Here is a 17,025-nt window from a genome sequence, read left to right on the forward strand (position 1 = left end):
ATTTGGCATCGGAGGAATGAATCATCTGTACCTGGCGATTGCTGGCTTGCAAATGCTGCGCTTTGCTCAGAATGACAAAACCTTTTACTAGTTAGTAAACGCAGCCAAAGCAACATCCACTCTATTTATCGTTTCAGCTTTACCCAACAAAGCTGCAATATCAAAAACATGCGGGCCAAACTTACCACCCACCAGCATAATACGGAAAGGCAGCATTACATCGCCGGGCTTTAAGCCTTTTTGTTCCATCAGGGTTTTAAAGGCAGCTTCTAAATTAGCACTGTTAAAATCGGCAAGGTTAGTCACAATGCTCTTAAATTCGTTGAAGAAAGCAGTTTTGTCGTCGGTCCATTTTGGTTTAACAGCCGGCAAATCATATTCTGCAGGAGTTTGAAAGAAATAGGCAGACTGCGGATAAAAATCTGTCAGTAAAGTACAACGGTCTTTTACCAAATCAACAACAATTGACAAATAAGCATCGTCTTTTATAACCACGCCGTTTTTCTCCAATACTGCCTTAACTTTCGGTTTCAGGGTTTCAGCCCCCGACTTTTTGATCCACTCGGCATTGAACCATTTGGCTTTCTCAAAATCAAATTTAGCGCCCGATTTATTGATCCTGTCGATAGAGAATTTAGAAACTAACTCATCCAGTGTAAACAGCTCCTGTCCGGTTCCATCATTCCAACCCAGCGTAGCCAGGAAATTAATAAACGCTTCGGGCAAAAACCCCATACCGTCAAAGCCGGCAGCTCCATCCCAATCTAAAGCAAATACCGGGAAACCCAAACGGGCGCCATCGCGCTTGCTTAGTTTGCCGTTACCATCCGGCTTTAATATCAGCGGCAAGTGTGCCCATTGCGGCATTTCGGCTTTCCAGCCCAGGTAATCCCACAACAACAAATGCACCGGCGCAGACGGTAACCATTCCTCGCCCCTAAAAGCGTGCGAGATCTTCATCAGGAAGTCATCAACCACCACCGCTAAGTGATAAGTAGGCATGCCGTCGGCCTTTAATAAAACCTTATCGTCAATAGTGTTAGTTTCAAAACTAACGCGGCCTCGTATCATATCGGTAAAGCTAACAGTCTCGTCAGCAGGTATTTTTATGCGTATAACATGCGGCACATGGTTGGCCAATAACTGGTCAACCTCACGCTGTGGTAATGATATAGAGTTACGCAGTGTATCGCGGTAAACCTGTCCGTATTGAAAGTTAGGTATCTCTTTACGGCACTTGTCCAGCTCCTCGGCGGTATCAAAAGCGTAGTATGCGTGGCCCTGCATTACCAAGCGCTCGGCATACTCCCGGTAAAGGCTTTTTCGTTCGCTTTGGCGGTATGGGGCATATTGGCCGGGGTTAGCAACGCTCTCGTCTGCCGATATACCGCACCAATTAAGGCAGTCAATAATATATTGTTCGGCACCCTCAACATACCGGTTTTGGTCGGTATCCTCTATCCGTAAAACAAAATCGCCGTTGTGCTGCTTAGCAAACAGATAATTAAACAGGGCGGTACGTACGCCGCCCAGGTGCAAGCCTCCGGTTGGGCTTGGGGCAAATCTTACTCTAACTCTTTTGTCTGACATTATGCGGCAAAGATAGTATTAAGCTGCAAAAAGCTAATAGGCTTAAGGTTAAAGCACCGTCATGTTTTACTTTTTGCCTTAGGCTAATACCTTTAACCTTAAAAATTACGTTATTTGATGCTGATATGATAAACGCCTACCAAAATAAACGACTGTGGAAATATATCCTGCTCGCTTTTGCACTGATTATTGCCAGCGGATCGTTATTTTACACTAACTACCTGGCGCGCAACATCGCAAAGTCTGAGCGTACCCGGGCCCAAATCTGGTCGTTAAGTATCAGGCAGGTTGTATCAACAGATGATAATGACTTTTTGCCTTACGTTTTCGCGGTGCGGGATAGCTCCATCATCCCCGCTATCGTAACCGATGATAAAGGCGAATTGCAATATGCCCGTGGCTTAGACAGTACTAAAACCTTTAACCCGCCCCTACCTGAGGACGAGCAGGAAAAGGACGCACCCAAATACGATCCGGAATATTTTAAGCATGAGCTATCTGTCATGAAAGCACAGCATGCGCCTATAAAAATCAATTTATCAAAGGGTTACTGGCTTATTTACTATAAAGACTCGGCGCTGCTTACCCAGCTTAAATTCTTTCCTTATGTGCAATTATCCGTTATTGCGGTGTTTTTGCTGTTAGCTTACACCGCTTTCAATTCGTCGCGCAAATCAGAACAGGACCAGGTTTGGGTAGGTTTGGCTAAAGAGACCGCGCATCAGTTAGGTACGCCTATATCTTCATTGATGGCCTGGATAGAGCTGATCAAAGATAAATTTAACGCCGAAGAAGACCCGCTGATGGCCGAAATGGAAAATGATGTTAAGCGACTGGAAGTTGTTGCCGACCGCTTTTCGAAGATTGGCTCGAAGCCTAAGTTAGAAGATCATTTTGTTTATGATGTGATTGAGGATTTTGTAAACTACTTCAAAGTTCGGGTAAGCAATAACATCAGCTTTGAGCTAACTGGTAATAAAGACCTGATGGCCGGTTTAAACGTACCACTGTTTGATTGGGTAATAGAGAATCTTTTAAAAAACGCTGTTAACGCTATTGAAGGCAAAGGCAGCATCCACGTAAATATTGATGTCAGTAAAAACAAGGAACATATATTTATTGACGTTACCGACACAGGGAAAGGTATCCCAAGATCGAAATTTATTACTGTATTTCAGCCGGGGTATACTACGCGGAAGCGTGGCTGGGGCTTAGGGCTGTCGTTAACCAAACGTATGGTTGAGAGTTACCATGATGGCCGTGTATTTGTGCGCGACTCTGAAATAGGAAAAGGCACTACCTTTAGGGTGATATTAAAAAACATCAGACGCGATGACGACTAAACCCGCTGACGGCGATTATGCACCATTTTACGCTAAATACATAGCATTGGTAAGTGATGAGCCAATTTTGGATACGCTTGAAAAGTTAGGAACCAGCACCTATAACTTTTTTGTAAAACTAACAGACGAGCAGGCCGATTACGCCTATGCCGAAGGCAAGTGGACCATTAAAGAAGTTTGCGGACATTTAACTGATGCGGAACGCACATTTGCATACCGTGCATTTGCATTTTCGCGTGGACAAGGCGAGTTGCCGGGCTTCGACGAGAATATTTATGTAGACCGATCTAACTTTAAAGACAGATCACTACGAGATCTTGCTGCCGAGTTTAAGGCTGTACGCGAGGCTAACTTATATATGTTACGTGCTTTAAGAGATAATCAATTTGAGATTACCGGCGTAGCAAATGGTGACAACATTAAAGTAAACGCTATACTTTATATTATGGCCGGACATGAACTGCATCACCTTAAAATTTTACAAGAGCGATACGGCGTCTAGTTTTGCTTTGCGCTGTTCTTTTTCGCTATGATTGCAAAACCTGACAAAAAACGTAATGTATTTTGTACACTCAGGTGTATGCAAATATGAACAATTTGCCGACGCTTTTAATTATGCTATACTAAGACTGGGTTTTTCAACTAACGGCAATGCATTTGGCAATATTGGTATAGTAATTGCGTTAGTCTATATAAGCTGGCAAACTTGCCGGCTTAATTGTGATAAGGTTTAGGTTGAATGCCCCTAAGAAGCAAGTTCGAAGGGGCATTTATTTTTTACCACATTTTTCAAAATTCATTTCCACTTAACTAGATATTCTTTTTGTTACCACAGGTGCTTTTGTGGGGTTTAACTATACTTTTGCGTGTAATTAATAATATCCATAACCGCCCATCGAAATGAAAAGAAAACTTTTAGCGTTTGCTTTGTTGTTCAGCGCAGCTACAACAAACATCTTTGCCCAAAGCGGGCCACGTATCCCCGAAGCAAGTTCATCACAAACTATTACGCAAGGCCTTGGCTTAGGTACAATTACCTTAACATATGCCAGGCCCAATGTTAAGGGCCGAAAAATATTTGGTGGCCTTGAGCCTTATGGAGCGGTATGGCGCACAGGTGCCAATTACGCAACTACCATTAAATTTACCGAAGATGTTACGCTTGAAGGCAAAACCGTTGCCGCCGGCGAATACGGTTTGTTTACTATCCCGGGACAAACCGAGTGGACCATTATAATAAACAAAAACGCTAAACAATGGGGCGCTTATACTTATAAAGAGGCAGACGATGTTTTGCGTGTTAAAGTAAAAGCGGTTAAATCGCCAATTAAAATGGAAACATTTGGTATGCAATTCATCAATGTTACCCCAAAAACCGCCGAGCTATGGTTGGCCTGGGATAATGTATTGGTGCCTGTTAAATTGACCATCGATGATGATGCAAAGATCACCGCTAATATTGATCGAATAATGAGCGGCCCTAAAAAGAATTATTTCGGCGCGATACAATATTATCATGACAACAAGACAGCTAAAGCTGATCTGGAAAAGGCTTTGGTTTGGGCAGAAGAAGCTCAGAAATCCGACCCGAAAGCACCATACTATATATTATGGAAAGCCCGCTTATTGTTAAAATTAGGCAGAAAATCTGAAGCACGGGCAACAGCTAACGAAGGTGTCAAGATGGCTACCGATCAGAAAAACGACGAGTACATCCGCTTAAATCAAGATGTAGCTAACAAGGCTAAATAAGCATTACACAGCAGGCCCGGTTATGCCGGGCTTTGCTTTTATAAAAGGATTTATGGTTAAACCAATGGCTATCACCAAAGCACAGGCTATGGGGTTAAGCCACAGGTACGCTACTGCATTGTAATAACCAAGCAGGCAAATAATAGCTTCGGTGATAACAGCAGCAATAAATACCGCCGTCCCTCCTATTCGTTTAATATAAAAAGCAACTATAAATACGCCAAGTATTGTTCCGTAAATATAAGACCCCAGCTGGTTTACAGCTTCGAGCAAGTTACCCATTTTGCTTGCGTAAAGTGCCATGCCAATGCATACCATCCCCCAAAATATAGTAAGCAGTCTTGATGCCATTAAGTAGTTTTTATCACTGGCGCCGGGGTTAACCACACGGCGATAAATATCAACCACACTGGTTGATGCCAACGAGTTTAAAGCGCTGGCTGTTGACCCCATAGATGCCAGGAAAACTATTGCTATCAGCAAGCCTATCATACCTTGCGGCAGGTATTGTGTTACAAAATTTAAAAACACGTAGTTGGTATCGTCCGTATCGGCGTTTTTATTATTTTTCTTCATCAGTTCAATACCCATGTCGCGGATATCGTCGGTCTGATGTTCGGCCATTTTCAGGTTAAACTGTGCAATCAATATCTGGTCTTTATCTTTGCCATCAACAGCCTTTAGTAAGGCATTAGCGGTTGTTTTGCGTTGCTCAAACGCTATGTTGTAATTATGCTCAAGCTTGTTATAATCTGCCGCGTAAGCACTTTGCTTTATCTGCTTAACCTCATATTGGTTAAAAAACAACGGAGGCCGGTTAAACTGGTAAAAAGTAAACACTAAAATTCCTATCAGCAAAATGCAAAACTGCATGGGTATTTTTATCAAACCGTTCATGATCAGGCCCATGCGGCTTTGTGCTACAGAGCTGCCGGTAAGGTACCGACCTACCTGGCTTTGGTCTGTACCAAAATAGGACAGTTGCAAGAAAAAGCCACCTATCAAACCGCTCCATATATTATAGCGGCTATCAGGGTCAAACTTCCAGTCGACGATATTCATTTTACCCAACTTGCCTGACAGTTTGAGCGCATCTACAAAACCAACATCTTTTGGCAGCAAAACCACCACTAAAACGCCGGCGGCAAACATCCCCAAAAAAATAATGCTCATTTGTAAAAGCTGAGTATATGATACCGCTTTTGTACCACCTAAAACGGTGTAAAAAGTAACCAGCCCGCCAATAAACAAGGTGGTATAAACAGTGTTGATATTAAGGATAGTTGAAAGAATAATAGCAGGAGCATAGATAGCAATGCCGGTTGACAGGCCCCGCTGGATAAGGAAAAGCACAGATGTTAAAGCCCGGGTTTTAAGATCAAACCGCTGTTCTAAAAACTCATAAGCGGTGTAAACCTTAAGCTTGTGAAATATAGGGACGAAAGTGATGCATAATACGATCATGGCTAGCGGTAAGCCAAAGTAAAATTGCACAAAGCGCATCCCATCACTAAAGGCCTGGCCGGGTGCTGATAGGAAAGTTATAGCGCTGGCCTGGGTTGCCATTACCGAAAAGCCGATATGGTACCATGACAGCGAGCGGCCGCCCACCAAAAACTGGTCGATGTTTTTATTACTACCGCTTTTCCATAGCCCATAGACTACAATTAGCAATATGGTAGCACCAAGAACTATCCAGTCAATTAAGCTCATTTAAGGTACAAGGTAATGAGCCAAAAAGCTATAATTAAAAAAACCAGCCATCCGGCTACTATGCCGTAAAACTGGTTCCAATTTTTTATGAAAGAAGGAAGTTCCTGATCAGGCTTCTTCACTGCCTCTAGCCAATACTTTTACAAACGCTAATGCGGTTAAAAAACCTAATAAACCACCTACAAGTACCCAAGTAAAGCCTGTGTTAACAATAACGCCAACAAATAGACCGCTTAAAGTGCCAACCAGGTAATAGATGTAATCAAGATTTTCTTTCTCTGCTTTTGGGTGATGCTGACTCATGATATTTTAAATATAGTATGCGCAAAAGTAAATTATTATATGATGGATAGCAATAGGTTTTTAAAAATTATGGCTGCAAACTAACTACTATCTGCACATCGGCATATTTGCACATCTTCACATCTACTTAGGCTTACTCAGCAAATTAACAAACAGCCTGTAAGCTCCTGGTATACCAGCGGGCAGCTCCCTGAAAAACACCAACGACGTATAAACAAAGCGCCCCTTACCGTAGTCGGCAACTATTAACGATCCGGGGTTGGCTGCTTCGCCGGGGTCATTCATGCTCAGGATAGTTTTATAACGCGGATCAATACTGTTTACAAAGTATAATCCCCGTTCCTGTATCCAGTTATCAAAATCGGCCTGGGTTATTTTGTTAGGGTAATTAAGTACAGGATGCTGCGGGTCTAAAAAAGTCACTTGAGCGTTCTCGTCGGTAACACGTTGGTTAACTAATTTAAATGGATAAGGACCGATATTATTCAATACCAAGGGCTGTGGTACATTATATTGCACCACCATATTGCCACCCTTGTTTACATACTCCATCAGCTTAGGCTGCTCAACCACCAGGCGTTGGTTGGTGTTATAAGCGCGAACGCCGGTTACTATAGCGTCATAAGTAGATAAATCGCCATTCATGATCTCGTTCTCTGTCAAGTAATGGATCTCATAGCCAATCTGCATTAAAGCTTCGGGTACCACATCGCCGGCGCCGGCTATATAGCCTATTTTCTTACCGGCAGTTTTCAGATCTACATTAATGATCTTAGCTTCAGCGGGTGGAAATAAAGTAATAGCCGGGATATGATCATATGTGATCTTTTGTACCCCCTGCGACCATTCTTTACCGTCAACCGTAATTACGGCGGTTATCACATCGTTATGGGGTTTGCTGTCTGTAGGTGTAACCGTAAAAACTTCAACCCACTCTGTACCTTTGGGCTTGGTATTAAAATCTATTTTTTCGGGCGATATCTTCCACCCGGTCGGCGCCTTTAATTTAATAGTACCGCCGGTATTTTTAAAACTCTGTAGCTTTACCTGCACGGCTTGCGCTTGTTGTGTACTGAAAATGTAATCGCGGCTGGTGATATTGGCAGTAACCGTTGGTGCAATTACAATCGGCGCGTAAATCTCGCCTTTGGCTTGATCCGTGTATTTGTACATTATTTTACGCTGGATATAAAACGCTTGTCCGCCTAATTCGAACCCAAACAGGGCCCAGGAAGCGTCGGGATTTTCGGGATTTCCAATCAACTTCTGGTCGACTATGTTATAGATGCCTAACGCATGCGGTGTAACTAGCCAATAAGGCTGTGAAATATTTCCGGCAAGATCTTTTAGACTAATAGTTTGGATTTGGTTAGCCTCTAATACGTAGTTACGTTCTGAACTAAAAGACGACCACGATTTTTTTCTGTTTTCGGAATTTTCACCTTTTTTCTCCCCATACGCAGCATCTGTAGTAATGCTCCTCAATATTACACCCTTACTTCTGCTAATTACCTGGGCCGAGATCTTTATGGTATCACCTTTTGCGTAAGTTGATTCTGTTGTATAGGCTTCAACCCACAATCCCGCGCACGCCGCTATCAATTCATTGATCTCGCCAACTTTGTAGTCATACCAATTAGCATCGCCGGATGCTACGTTCATGCGCTGCAACCCTAATAGCGCCGGCACTGATTTCTCCGGATGATCCACATCAAAATCTTTCTTTATTACGGCTAATTCTGTAGCGATGGCGTCGCCACCTTTTACTCTACCCCAGGTGGTATTAACGCCCTCCATCAAATCATTAACCGGAGCATCGCCCAAAATAGTTTTAAAATACTCAAATGAGGCCCCGCGCTGTTTGGCAGTACCAAAACCTTGCGATTTATGATTCGAACGGCTGTCGGCAGCTATTTCGCCATAACCTTTACCTAAGGCCGGGTTGTAAACACCTACATCAATCTTGAACTGATTAGGTGCCGTGGTATTAGCGCTGCCAAAATTAAAGGTGTTCCACATCAGGCGTTTTACCTGCCAGGCTTTTACATATTTTAATTGCTCGGGAAAACGTTTTGGATCAGCTGCTGCTTTAAAAGCCTCTTCGGCAATAATGGCCGATGAGGTATGATGCCCGTGGCCCCCCTCCCCGGTTGTAGGGAAACGGCATATAATAACATCCGGCCTAAACTTGCGGATCACCCATACCGCATCGCCCAATACTTTTTCATGATCCCAAATCTTCAGCGTTTCTTCCGGCCCTTTTGAAAAACCAAAATCGTTAGCGCGACTAAAAAATTGCTCAGCGCCGTCGATTCGACGGGCGGCTAACAGCTCTTGTGTACGTATTAAACCTAAAATCTCGCTTTGCTCGCTGCCGATCAGGTTTTGGCCCCCATCGCCACGGGTTAATGACAGGTAGCCTGTGCGGTAGTGTTTCTCTAAAGCCAGGTATGCAAGCAGTTTAGTATTTTCATCGTCAGGATGCGCGGCCATATAAAGCACACTGCCTAAAACGTTTAGCTTTTTAAAACTTTGTTGTATAGTAGTCAAATCTGCGGGTGGTGCAGTTTGAGAAAATACCGAAAGACTGTAAAAAAAAGTAAGGCCGGCAAGTAGGGAACGCTTCATAGCCAAATATATTAAAAGAAATTAGTGTCGGCTTATGCTGATGAGCCTATAGTGTTTTTATAAAGTAAAATTAGTTACCCGTGGTATCAATGAGCGCAATGTAATTGGAAAGCGTTTGCAGCAACCAATCAACAGGTATATCAGCATTAGGATCTATCCTGACAGACTGGTACTTGTCTTTGGCTTTAATGCCGGGCGCTACAGCCTGCAAACTTTTATCTTCACAAAAGGCTACCATGAGTTTTTTGCCGTTAAGCCATAAATATCCCAGCTTTTTACCCTTGTAGGTAAAAAATGGGATCTGATACTTACGTTCGTGTATTATTGCAGAGTTTGCGCTCAAAACAATATCGCGTAACGCCAGCAGGCAGCTTTGATACGGCTCCGGCTTTGACAGGTAATATGATTCAAGCGTTTTCAGTAGTACGACATTTGCTAACCAAAAGTAACAGTTTAAAGTTTGACCTAATCGCCCACTCTCATATATTGACACTAAATTTCTGATAACTTTGCCATTTGCATTTCGATATATAGGATGAAACAAAAATTAGACATAGACAACTGGAACCGTAAAGAACATTTTAACTTTTTTAAGGGCTTTGATGAACCTTATTATGGTGTTACAGTAAAGCTTGATTGCACTGTTGCTTATAACTATTGCAAATTAAAAGACTTGTCGTTTTATAACTACTACCTGCACAAAACTCTGGCGACAGTTAATGACATACCCAATTTTAAATACCGTATTGAGGGTGACGAGGTTTTTATTTATGACCGCATAGATGCCTCAACCACCGTATTACGTGATGACTACACCTTCGGATTTTCTGACATTATATATCATGAGGATTTTCACGAGTTCAATCTGGCAGCGAAAGACGAAATTGAACGGGTAAAACAAACCAGGGGTTTATTTACAACGGCACAGTCAGCTCATGAAATTCATTTTTCGGTATTGCCGTGGATGGATTTTACGTCGGTATCGCAGGCAACTAATTTCAAATCGGGCACCAGTTGCCCAAAAGTTTCGGTAGGTAAATTGGTTTACGATGGTAATAAAAAGCTGATGGCATTTTCTGTACACGTACACCATGCACTGGTTGATGGTTATCATCTTGGTCTGTTTTTTGAAAAATTACAAGCTTTACTTAATGAAAATAGCTAAACACATTACCACCGCCTGTTTAGTGCCGCTGTTGTGGCTACCGGCGTTGGCGCAAAACAAAGTAAGCTGGATACAGCCGGATATCAAAACACCCCAAAAAACCTGGGGCATACACAATGGCATTCTATTCAGCCTTTGGCCCACTGGTGTAGAGACCGGCGACGTGGGTATTGGCGGACCGCGGGGTTTGTTGCGAATGGGCTATGAGTACAAGGGCAAAACATACCTGGTAAACTTTATAGCTATTGAGCCTATAGTAAACGGCAAAATTGAGTTTAGCGAGATCTCACCGTCTCGCGTTGATGGCAAATGGGGCAAAGTATTATGGGCAGGCGATACAGAAACCGCCGACGCTTATAATCCGGCAACTACCGTCCGTGGTGTAATATCACATCCGGAACCTGCAAAACCAGAGATAGAGCAGCTAACAGTATTTGTATTTACAGAACAATATTTCAGCGGCGCTCACCCCTATTTTAAAATCAGCATCCGCAGCGACCGGCCCGACGAAATCTGCTTCGAAATAAACAACAAAGTCAACAGTGCAAAAATGGAGCGTTGCGCTTTAACAGCTACTATGGGTAATTACTCGCGTTTAAGAGAGCTGCACTTGGCTGATGAAATTATAGACTCGCGCAAGTTATACAGCGGCTATAATGATATTGATTTTATCGAAAAGGAAAGCTACGCGGCTGATAGGTTTTTAAAGCTAAAAGACCGCAGCCCCATAGTAATCGCTACTGCTAATGAAACTACCGAGCAACTTTCTGCATGGCCAACAGATAGCGCCTACAATACCAAAAAAGGTTGGCGATACCGTGTACCGGTAAAGCTTACGCAATATTGGCGTAAGGACGCTGGTGGATACGACGCGTCTTTAGCAGTAAGGGTAAACGGCAGGGCGAAGTATTGGGCAGTGGCCAGTAAGACCCAAAACAATATGTCGCTATCCCCGGTGGGCCGGCGTTTGAAAATTTTGAATTGCGTGAAGAATATTACCCCGGCCAAAAATTTTATTACGGAATTAGCCTAACATCGGCCCAAGAAATACTTAAACAGTAATATGGACATAGTAGTTTGGTAACTAAAGTATCTAGCCCGCTGCACTATCACAAAGGCGAGGCTATGCTGCGTTCATTTTTGCAAGATTAAGGCCTGGTTGAACGATAAATTACCTTCAAAAAGGGGCTGTTTCAGTCAGAAGTTGCTGTTTGAACTAATATTTTACAAGCCTGCAAAAATTTTCAAAATCTAAAAAGTTATTGGATGCAGTTGAGCCAAAGCACCTTGTGCAACTATTTAATTTGTTAAGCAAATAAAAATTGCACCTACGCGATAATTATGTTTCAAAAGTTAAATATTATAGTTTAACTTTGGCTTATCGTAAACTATTGATTAAAGCATACCGAATTCTGTTTTTACCTATTTCAGAATTTCCTTTTTTAACTAATAACTTCCCCGGTTAATTATAACAATTACGACCAATTCAATTATAACATATAAAACCGATTGCTAACTATCCCCCTGGATACTTAATGCTAACCAAAAAATACTTATAACCTAACTAGAAAAAGTTAAAAACAACAGCTATGAAAAAAAATAATACCCTTAAGGTACGTGGCTTTTTATTGCCTTTATTTTTGCAACATCGCACGGTAAGAGCCCATAGTCCCCCTTAGGCAACGCTGCACAACTGATAGTTCATCAAACTTTCTAAACAACAATAAACATCTAAACACATTTTTATGAAGAAACAAATTATCTACTCCTTATTGCTCATATTGCTGTCGCTGCAGGTGATGGCGCAGAGCAAAATTACCGGTAAAGTAACCGATGCCAAAGACGGCTCAGGCTTACCGGGCGTAACCGTAGCTGTTAAGGGTGTACCCGGCGGCACTCAAACTGATGTAAACGGTAGCTACAGCCTTGACGTGGCTAATCCGGCAACCGCAGTTCTTGTTTTTACTTATTTAGGCTACGCATCGCAAGAAATGCCGGCTGCCGGCAAAACTGCTATAGATATAAAGCTGGCAGAATCAGCCAAAGCTATTGACGAAGTAGTGGTAATCGGTTACGGTACAGCCAGAAAATCAGACCTTACTGGTGCTATCAGCAGCGTAAAGTCTGACAGGTTGAATGACCGCCCCGTACCGAACGTAACCCAGGCCTTACAAGGTAAGGCTGCCGGTGTTGACGTAAGCGTTAACAGTAACGCCCCCGGCGCACCCGCTAAAGTGCGTATCAGGGGTATTGGCTCTATTGCCACTAACGTTGATCCTTTGTATGTAGTAGACGGCGTGATAGGTGTTGATATAAACACCATTAATCCTAATGACATCGCCTCAATCGAAATACAAAAAGATGCTACTTCCACCGCTATTTTTGGTGTTCGTGGTGCCAACGGTGTAATTATAGTTACCACTAAACGTGGCCGCACAGATGGTACAACCTCAATAGGTTATGAGTTTAACGGCAACATCAGCGAAAATTATCGCAGTATGCCTACCCTGAATTCTCGCCAGTTTATCGACGTTTACAACCAGTCTTTTGCTAACGGAGCTAAATTTGACCCTACCGGTGCCATACAACTGCCACCTAAAGCCCTAAATTACGCTAACTATCCATTGCTGTTTGATGTAAACAACAATCCATTGTATGACACAAATTGGGAAAAAGAGACTTGGAAACCGGCATTCTCTCAAAATCACCAACTAAACATACAAGGTGGTACTGAAAAATCTCAATACAGCATGTCGTTAGGTTATCTTGATCAAAAAGGCCTGGCGCCAACTTCAGCTTTCAAGCGTTTTTCTGTTAAAATGACGATGGACAATGAGGTAAAAAGCTGGTTACGTGTAGGTGGTAACATTAACGTAGTAAACAGTCGTCAACGTATGGTAACTGATGGTAACGGCGGTTTAAACGTACCTCGTTCGGTTATCGAGTCAGTTCCAATTATTCCTATCCGTTATCCTAACGGCACTTACGCAGGTAGCTTTGATGTTGCGGGCCAGGAAGGTATTCCAAATCCTATTCACATAGCGAACGATCGTTATACCTTAAATAATACATTACAGGCGCTGGGCAACATCTACTTTAACTTTAAAATTTCTAATGAGTTAGAGTTTAAAACAGATTTCAGTGGTTATTTAACTGGCCGCAAAAACAACTTTTATGCAGGCCAAACGTTGCAGCATTTATCCGCCGACCAGGGCGGTATTGCCAACATTAACTCGAATACCGAAATCTATTGGCAATCTGAAAACTACCTGACCTGGAATAAAAAGATCAATGATCAAAATAGGTTTACTGCCTTATTGGGTTTCTCAATAAACAAACGTAATTACGAAAACGTACGTGCCGAAACCCAAAATTTCATTTCAGATTTTTCATCGTTTAACAACCTTGCTGCAGGCTCATTAAGAAGCGCTTCTGAGTCGACAAGAGATGAAAATCAGATCGATTCTGTGTTCGGTCGTTTTTCTTATACCTTACAAGAAAAATACCTGTTTACCGCAACCGGTCGTATTGATGGTTCGTCTAAATTTGGCCCTAACCAAAAATTTGCATTTTTTCCTTCTGCAGGTTTCGGCTGGCGCTTATCTCAAGAAGAATTTCTTAAAGATAACACCACCATATCAAACTTAAAATTGAGGGTTAGTGCAGGTATAACAGGTAACCAGGAGTTTGCCAGTTATCGTTCTTTGCCACAGTTTTCAACAGGACAGACACCACAAAACGGTGCGGCCGTTATCAGTCTACGTCCGGGCTACTTAGGTAACCCTGATCTTAACTGGGAGAAAACAACCCAATACGACGCCGGTTTGGAGTTAGGTTTGTTTGGAGGCAGGATCAATTTAGATTTTGACTATTATAACCGTACCACAAACGATTTACTGCTTCAAACACCAACGCCGTTATCAGCGGGGCTTGTTACAGCCAACGTGTATCAAAACGTAGGCTCAGTGCGTAACTCTGGTATCGAGTTAACTTTAAACACCGTCAATGTAAAATCTGATAATTTTACCTGGAGCACCTCTTTTTTAGTAACCGCTAATAAAAACAAAGTTTTAAAGTTAAATAATGGCAATGCCGATATTTTTCCTGGCCCTAACTTCTTAGGCCAAAACTATGTACTTCGTGTTGGTTATCCTATCGGATCATTCTATGGTCAAACACGTTTGGGTACTTATGGCGACAGCCCTTCTGAAACCGCCCTTGCCGCTTCGAGAGGGTTTAAACCAGGCGATCGTAAATACCTTTACAACGCTGATGGCACACCAAACCTAAGTGTTATTGGCAACGCATATCCAAAATGGACCGGTAACTTTAATAGTACAATGAACTATAAAAACTGGGACTTCTCTTTTGATATTCGCTTTGTACAGGGTGTAAACACTGCAGCTAACTTTAAACACGCTGCCGAAGACAGACAAACTATTGCTAACAGTTTAGCCACTGTGTTAAACGGCTGGACGCCAAGCAATCAAAACACTATGATATCGCAAGTACGTAACTATCGCTACGCACAAGATTCGAAATTTGATACCTGGTGGGTTGAAGATGGCTCATTCATCCGTGGCCAAAACTTTATTTTAGGCTATAGCTTTGATAACGAACTTGTTAAAAAACTAAACATGAACCGTCTGCGTGTTTACGCAGGTGTGCAAAACCTTTTCATCATAACCAAATATACCGGCTATGATCCTGAGGTTGACACTTACAACAGCGGCTTTGGTAGCAACAGCAATTTATCACAAGGCTTAGACTTCTATTCGGTACCTCGTCCACGTATATGGAACCTTGGTGTACAGGTTGGATTTTAATTTAATTAGGTATACAACCCAATAATGAAGTTTTAAACATTAATTGTATCAACATGAAAACATTAAAAAATATATTAATAATAGGTTGCCTACTCCTTACAGCCACTTCGTGTAAAAAGTTTCTGGACGAAAAACCAAAAGGTTTTTTAGGCCCGGACTCGGATCTTAACAGTGTTAAGGTGGCACGTGCGTTGGCATATGGTGGTTATCAAAACCTGCAAGGTTTACTTACCGGTCAGCCATCGTCTTACGGGGGCAACACCTATAACGTGATGGAGTTTTTAACCGGTAAAGCTAATACCGATTTGGGCCAAACGGGCTTTGTTAACTTCCAAAACCTGAGCTATAATAGCACATCGTTCTACTTTGACACCTGGTGGCAACAATTATACCTGGGTGTAGGCGCTACCAACCTTGCGTTAGAAAAAATACCGGGCATTACTGCAGCCGGTTTTACAGAAGCGCAAAAAAAGGACATGTTGGCAGAGGTGCGTACGTTACGCGCATTGTACTATTTTTACCTGGTACGTATGTATGGCGCTGTACCTAAGATCACCAAGGTAGCAACCGATATTCCGTCGTTACAAGTTGCGCGCAGCCCGGCAAAACAGATCTATGACGAAATCATTATTCCTGATTTGCTTGAAGCGGAAAAATCCACGCTACCTTGGAAAGATGCTACAGGCAAAGTAAGTATGGGTGCAGTAAAATCTATCCTTGCAGATGTTTACCTGACCTATGCAGGCGCCGCTATTAATGGTGGCGCAGCGGCTTATACCGAGTCGGCAAAACGATCATTAGAAGTAGTTACCAAGGGTGGATATACGTTGTTTCCTAACTACACCGACATGATCATACCTGCCAATAAAAACTCAGGTGAGTTTATTTTCCAGGTACAATTTGCCGCGGCAATACCATCAACTAATCCGCTTACATCGCTTATGATCCCTAACTTCTCGAAAACGTCAAAGTACGCGGATGAGTACGGTTCAGTATGGCCTACAGCACAGTTTTTGGCATCATTCCCGGCCGGAGACAAACGCAGACAAGAGAGACAATTTTTCTACACCAGCGACAATAACATAAACGATAATACTACGGTAACTTTTACCCATCCGTACGTTTACAAATTTTATGATGCTAACGCTGTGAAAAACACCTCGCGCTCCGACTTGAACTATACCATTTATCGCTTGGCTGATGTGATGTTGATGTATGCCGAAGCCTCAAATCGTGCCGAAGGCGGACCTAACTCGACAGCTAAAGGATATGTTGACCAAATACGCGGTCGTGCTAATCTTGGCATTTTGGGCGCGCTATCAGTCGATGCTTTTGAGCAGGAAGTTTGGTCGCAACGTTATTGGGAGCTATGTTTTGAAAACAAAATGTGGTTTGATATGATTCGTACACGTAAAGTACGTAACGATATTACAGGTAACTTTGACAACTTTGTTGGGCACACAACCGTGTTTAACGCAACATTTGCCGAAAAAAATCTATTGTTCCCGGTACCAAAACAAGATATAGATGTTAATCCTAAGTTGTTACCAAACAATACAGGTTTTTAATAGCTGATAATTGTTAAACAGAAAAGCCTCCCGAATAAATGAGGGCACTGAAAAAGTCCAATAGTGAAAAAAGGCGTAGAAGAAGAAATTTTTCTACGCCTTTTTTGTATCTTAAAGTGTCAAAAGAAAGATACTAA

General features: G+C 42.4%; 12 protein-coding genes. 7 read left to right on the plus strand and 5 right to left on the minus strand.

Features of this window, described 5'->3' with window-relative positions:
• Window positions 1-87: 87 nt before the first annotated feature.
• Window positions 88-1,590, minus strand: a complete 1,503-nt coding sequence (gltX, locus tag ACFSYC_RS18475) for a glutamate--tRNA ligase (protein WP_377130334.1) — start codon at window positions 1,588-1,590, stop codon at window positions 88-90.
• Window positions 1,591-1,718: 128 nt separating this feature from the next.
• On the opposite strand from gltX, the gene ACFSYC_RS18480 reads away from it, so the two are divergent.
• The 3 genes from ACFSYC_RS18480 (at window position 1,719) to ACFSYC_RS18490 (ending at window position 4,685) form a co-directional block, all read left to right on the plus strand.
• Complete coding sequence (locus ACFSYC_RS18480; RefSeq protein ID WP_377130345.1) at window positions 1,719-2,933, plus strand: sensor histidine kinase; 1,215 nt, start codon at window positions 1,719-1,721, stop codon at window positions 2,931-2,933.
• Window positions 2,923-3,435 carry a DinB family protein gene (locus ACFSYC_RS18485; protein WP_377130335.1) on the plus strand — a complete coding sequence of 171 codons (513 nt, stop codon included), beginning with the start codon at window positions 2,923-2,925 and terminating at the stop codon, window positions 3,433-3,435. Before ACFSYC_RS18480 ends, ACFSYC_RS18485 begins: the two co-directional genes overlap by 11 nt.
• 398 nt (window positions 3,436-3,833) lie before the next feature.
• Window positions 3,834-4,685 carry a DUF2911 domain-containing protein gene (locus ACFSYC_RS18490; RefSeq protein ID WP_377130336.1) on the plus strand — a complete coding sequence of 284 codons (852 nt, stop codon included), beginning with the start codon at window positions 3,834-3,836 and terminating at the stop codon, window positions 4,683-4,685.
• 3 nt (window positions 4,686-4,688) lie between these two features.
• Here the strand turns inward: ACFSYC_RS18490 and ACFSYC_RS18495 are convergent, their stop codons facing one another.
• The 4 genes from ACFSYC_RS18495 to ACFSYC_RS18510 form a co-directional block, all read right to left on the minus strand.
• Window positions 4,689-6,398, minus strand: a complete 1,710-nt coding sequence (locus ACFSYC_RS18495) for a sodium:solute symporter (RefSeq protein WP_377130337.1) — start codon at window positions 6,396-6,398, stop codon at window positions 4,689-4,691.
• A gap of 108 nt (window positions 6,399-6,506) precedes the next feature.
• Window positions 6,507-6,701 carry a hypothetical protein gene (locus ACFSYC_RS18500; RefSeq protein ID WP_377130338.1) on the minus strand — a complete coding sequence of 65 codons (195 nt, stop codon included), beginning with the start codon at window positions 6,699-6,701 and terminating at the stop codon, window positions 6,507-6,509.
• Between the two features lie 123 nt (window positions 6,702-6,824).
• Window positions 6,825-9,329, minus strand: a complete 2,505-nt coding sequence (locus ACFSYC_RS18505; protein ID WP_377130339.1) for a PIG-L family deacetylase — start codon at window positions 9,327-9,329, stop codon at window positions 6,825-6,827.
• Window positions 9,330-9,399: 70 nt separating this feature from the next.
• The gene (locus tag ACFSYC_RS18510) at window positions 9,400-9,822 is read right to left on the minus strand and encodes a DUF1801 domain-containing protein (RefSeq protein ID WP_377130340.1); all 423 of its coding nucleotides are present in this window, start codon (window positions 9,820-9,822) and stop codon (window positions 9,400-9,402) included.
• A 42-nt stretch (window positions 9,823-9,864) separates the two neighbouring features.
• On the opposite strand from ACFSYC_RS18510, the gene ACFSYC_RS18515 reads away from it, so the two are divergent.
• From ACFSYC_RS18515 to ACFSYC_RS18530, 4 genes are all read left to right on the plus strand, one after another.
• The gene (locus tag ACFSYC_RS18515; RefSeq protein ID WP_377130341.1) at window positions 9,865-10,494 is read left to right on the plus strand and encodes a CatA-like O-acetyltransferase; all 630 of its coding nucleotides are present in this window, start codon (window positions 9,865-9,867) and stop codon (window positions 10,492-10,494) included.
• Window positions 10,481-11,527 carry a hypothetical protein gene (locus ACFSYC_RS18520; RefSeq protein ID WP_377130342.1) on the plus strand — a complete coding sequence of 349 codons (1,047 nt, stop codon included), beginning with the start codon at window positions 10,481-10,483 and terminating at the stop codon, window positions 11,525-11,527. The genes ACFSYC_RS18515 and ACFSYC_RS18520 overlap by 14 nt, the downstream gene beginning before the upstream one ends.
• Before the next feature lie 712 nt (window positions 11,528-12,239).
• Entirely contained in the window at window positions 12,240-15,320 is a 3,081-nt protein-coding gene (locus ACFSYC_RS18525; protein WP_377130343.1) for a SusC/RagA family TonB-linked outer membrane protein, read from the plus strand.
• A gap of 53 nt (window positions 15,321-15,373) precedes the next feature.
• Window positions 15,374-16,888 (plus strand): RagB/SusD family nutrient uptake outer membrane protein, encoded by a 1,515-nt coding sequence (locus ACFSYC_RS18530; RefSeq protein ID WP_377130344.1) that lies wholly within the window; start codon window positions 15,374-15,376, stop codon window positions 16,886-16,888.
• Window positions 16,889-17,025: the final 137 nt, after the last annotated feature.

The organism is Mucilaginibacter antarcticus (assembly GCF_042686155.1).
Taxonomy (GTDB): domain Bacteria; phylum Bacteroidota; class Bacteroidia; order Sphingobacteriales; family Sphingobacteriaceae; genus Mucilaginibacter; species Mucilaginibacter antarcticus.

Coding starts and splice junctions, on each gene's coding strand:
- ACFSYC_RS18520 (WP_377130342.1), top strand. CDS start 10,481: ATGAAAATAGCTAAACACATTACCACCGCCTGTTTAGTGCCGCTGTTG.
- ACFSYC_RS18495 (WP_377130337.1), bottom strand. CDS start 6,398: ATGAGCTTAATTGACTGGATAGTTCTTGGTGCTACCATATTGCTAATT.
- ACFSYC_RS18525 (WP_377130343.1), top strand. CDS start 12,240: ATGAAGAAACAAATTATCTACTCCTTATTGCTCATATTGCTGTCGCTG.
- ACFSYC_RS18485 (WP_377130335.1), top strand. CDS start 2,923: ATGACGACTAAACCCGCTGACGGCGATTATGCACCATTTTACGCTAAA.
- gltX (WP_377130334.1), bottom strand. CDS start 1,590: ATGTCAGACAAAAGAGTTAGAGTAAGATTTGCCCCAAGCCCAACCGGA.
- ACFSYC_RS18530 (WP_377130344.1), top strand. CDS start 15,374: ATGAAAACATTAAAAAATATATTAATAATAGGTTGCCTACTCCTTACA.
- ACFSYC_RS18515 (WP_377130341.1), top strand. CDS start 9,865: ATGAAACAAAAATTAGACATAGACAACTGGAACCGTAAAGAACATTTT.
- ACFSYC_RS18490 (WP_377130336.1), top strand. CDS start 3,834: ATGAAAAGAAAACTTTTAGCGTTTGCTTTGTTGTTCAGCGCAGCTACA.
- ACFSYC_RS18500 (WP_377130338.1), bottom strand. CDS start 6,701: ATGAGTCAGCATCACCCAAAAGCAGAGAAAGAAAATCTTGATTACATC.
- ACFSYC_RS18505 (WP_377130339.1), bottom strand. CDS start 9,329: ATGAAGCGTTCCCTACTTGCCGGCCTTACTTTTTTTTACAGTCTTTCG.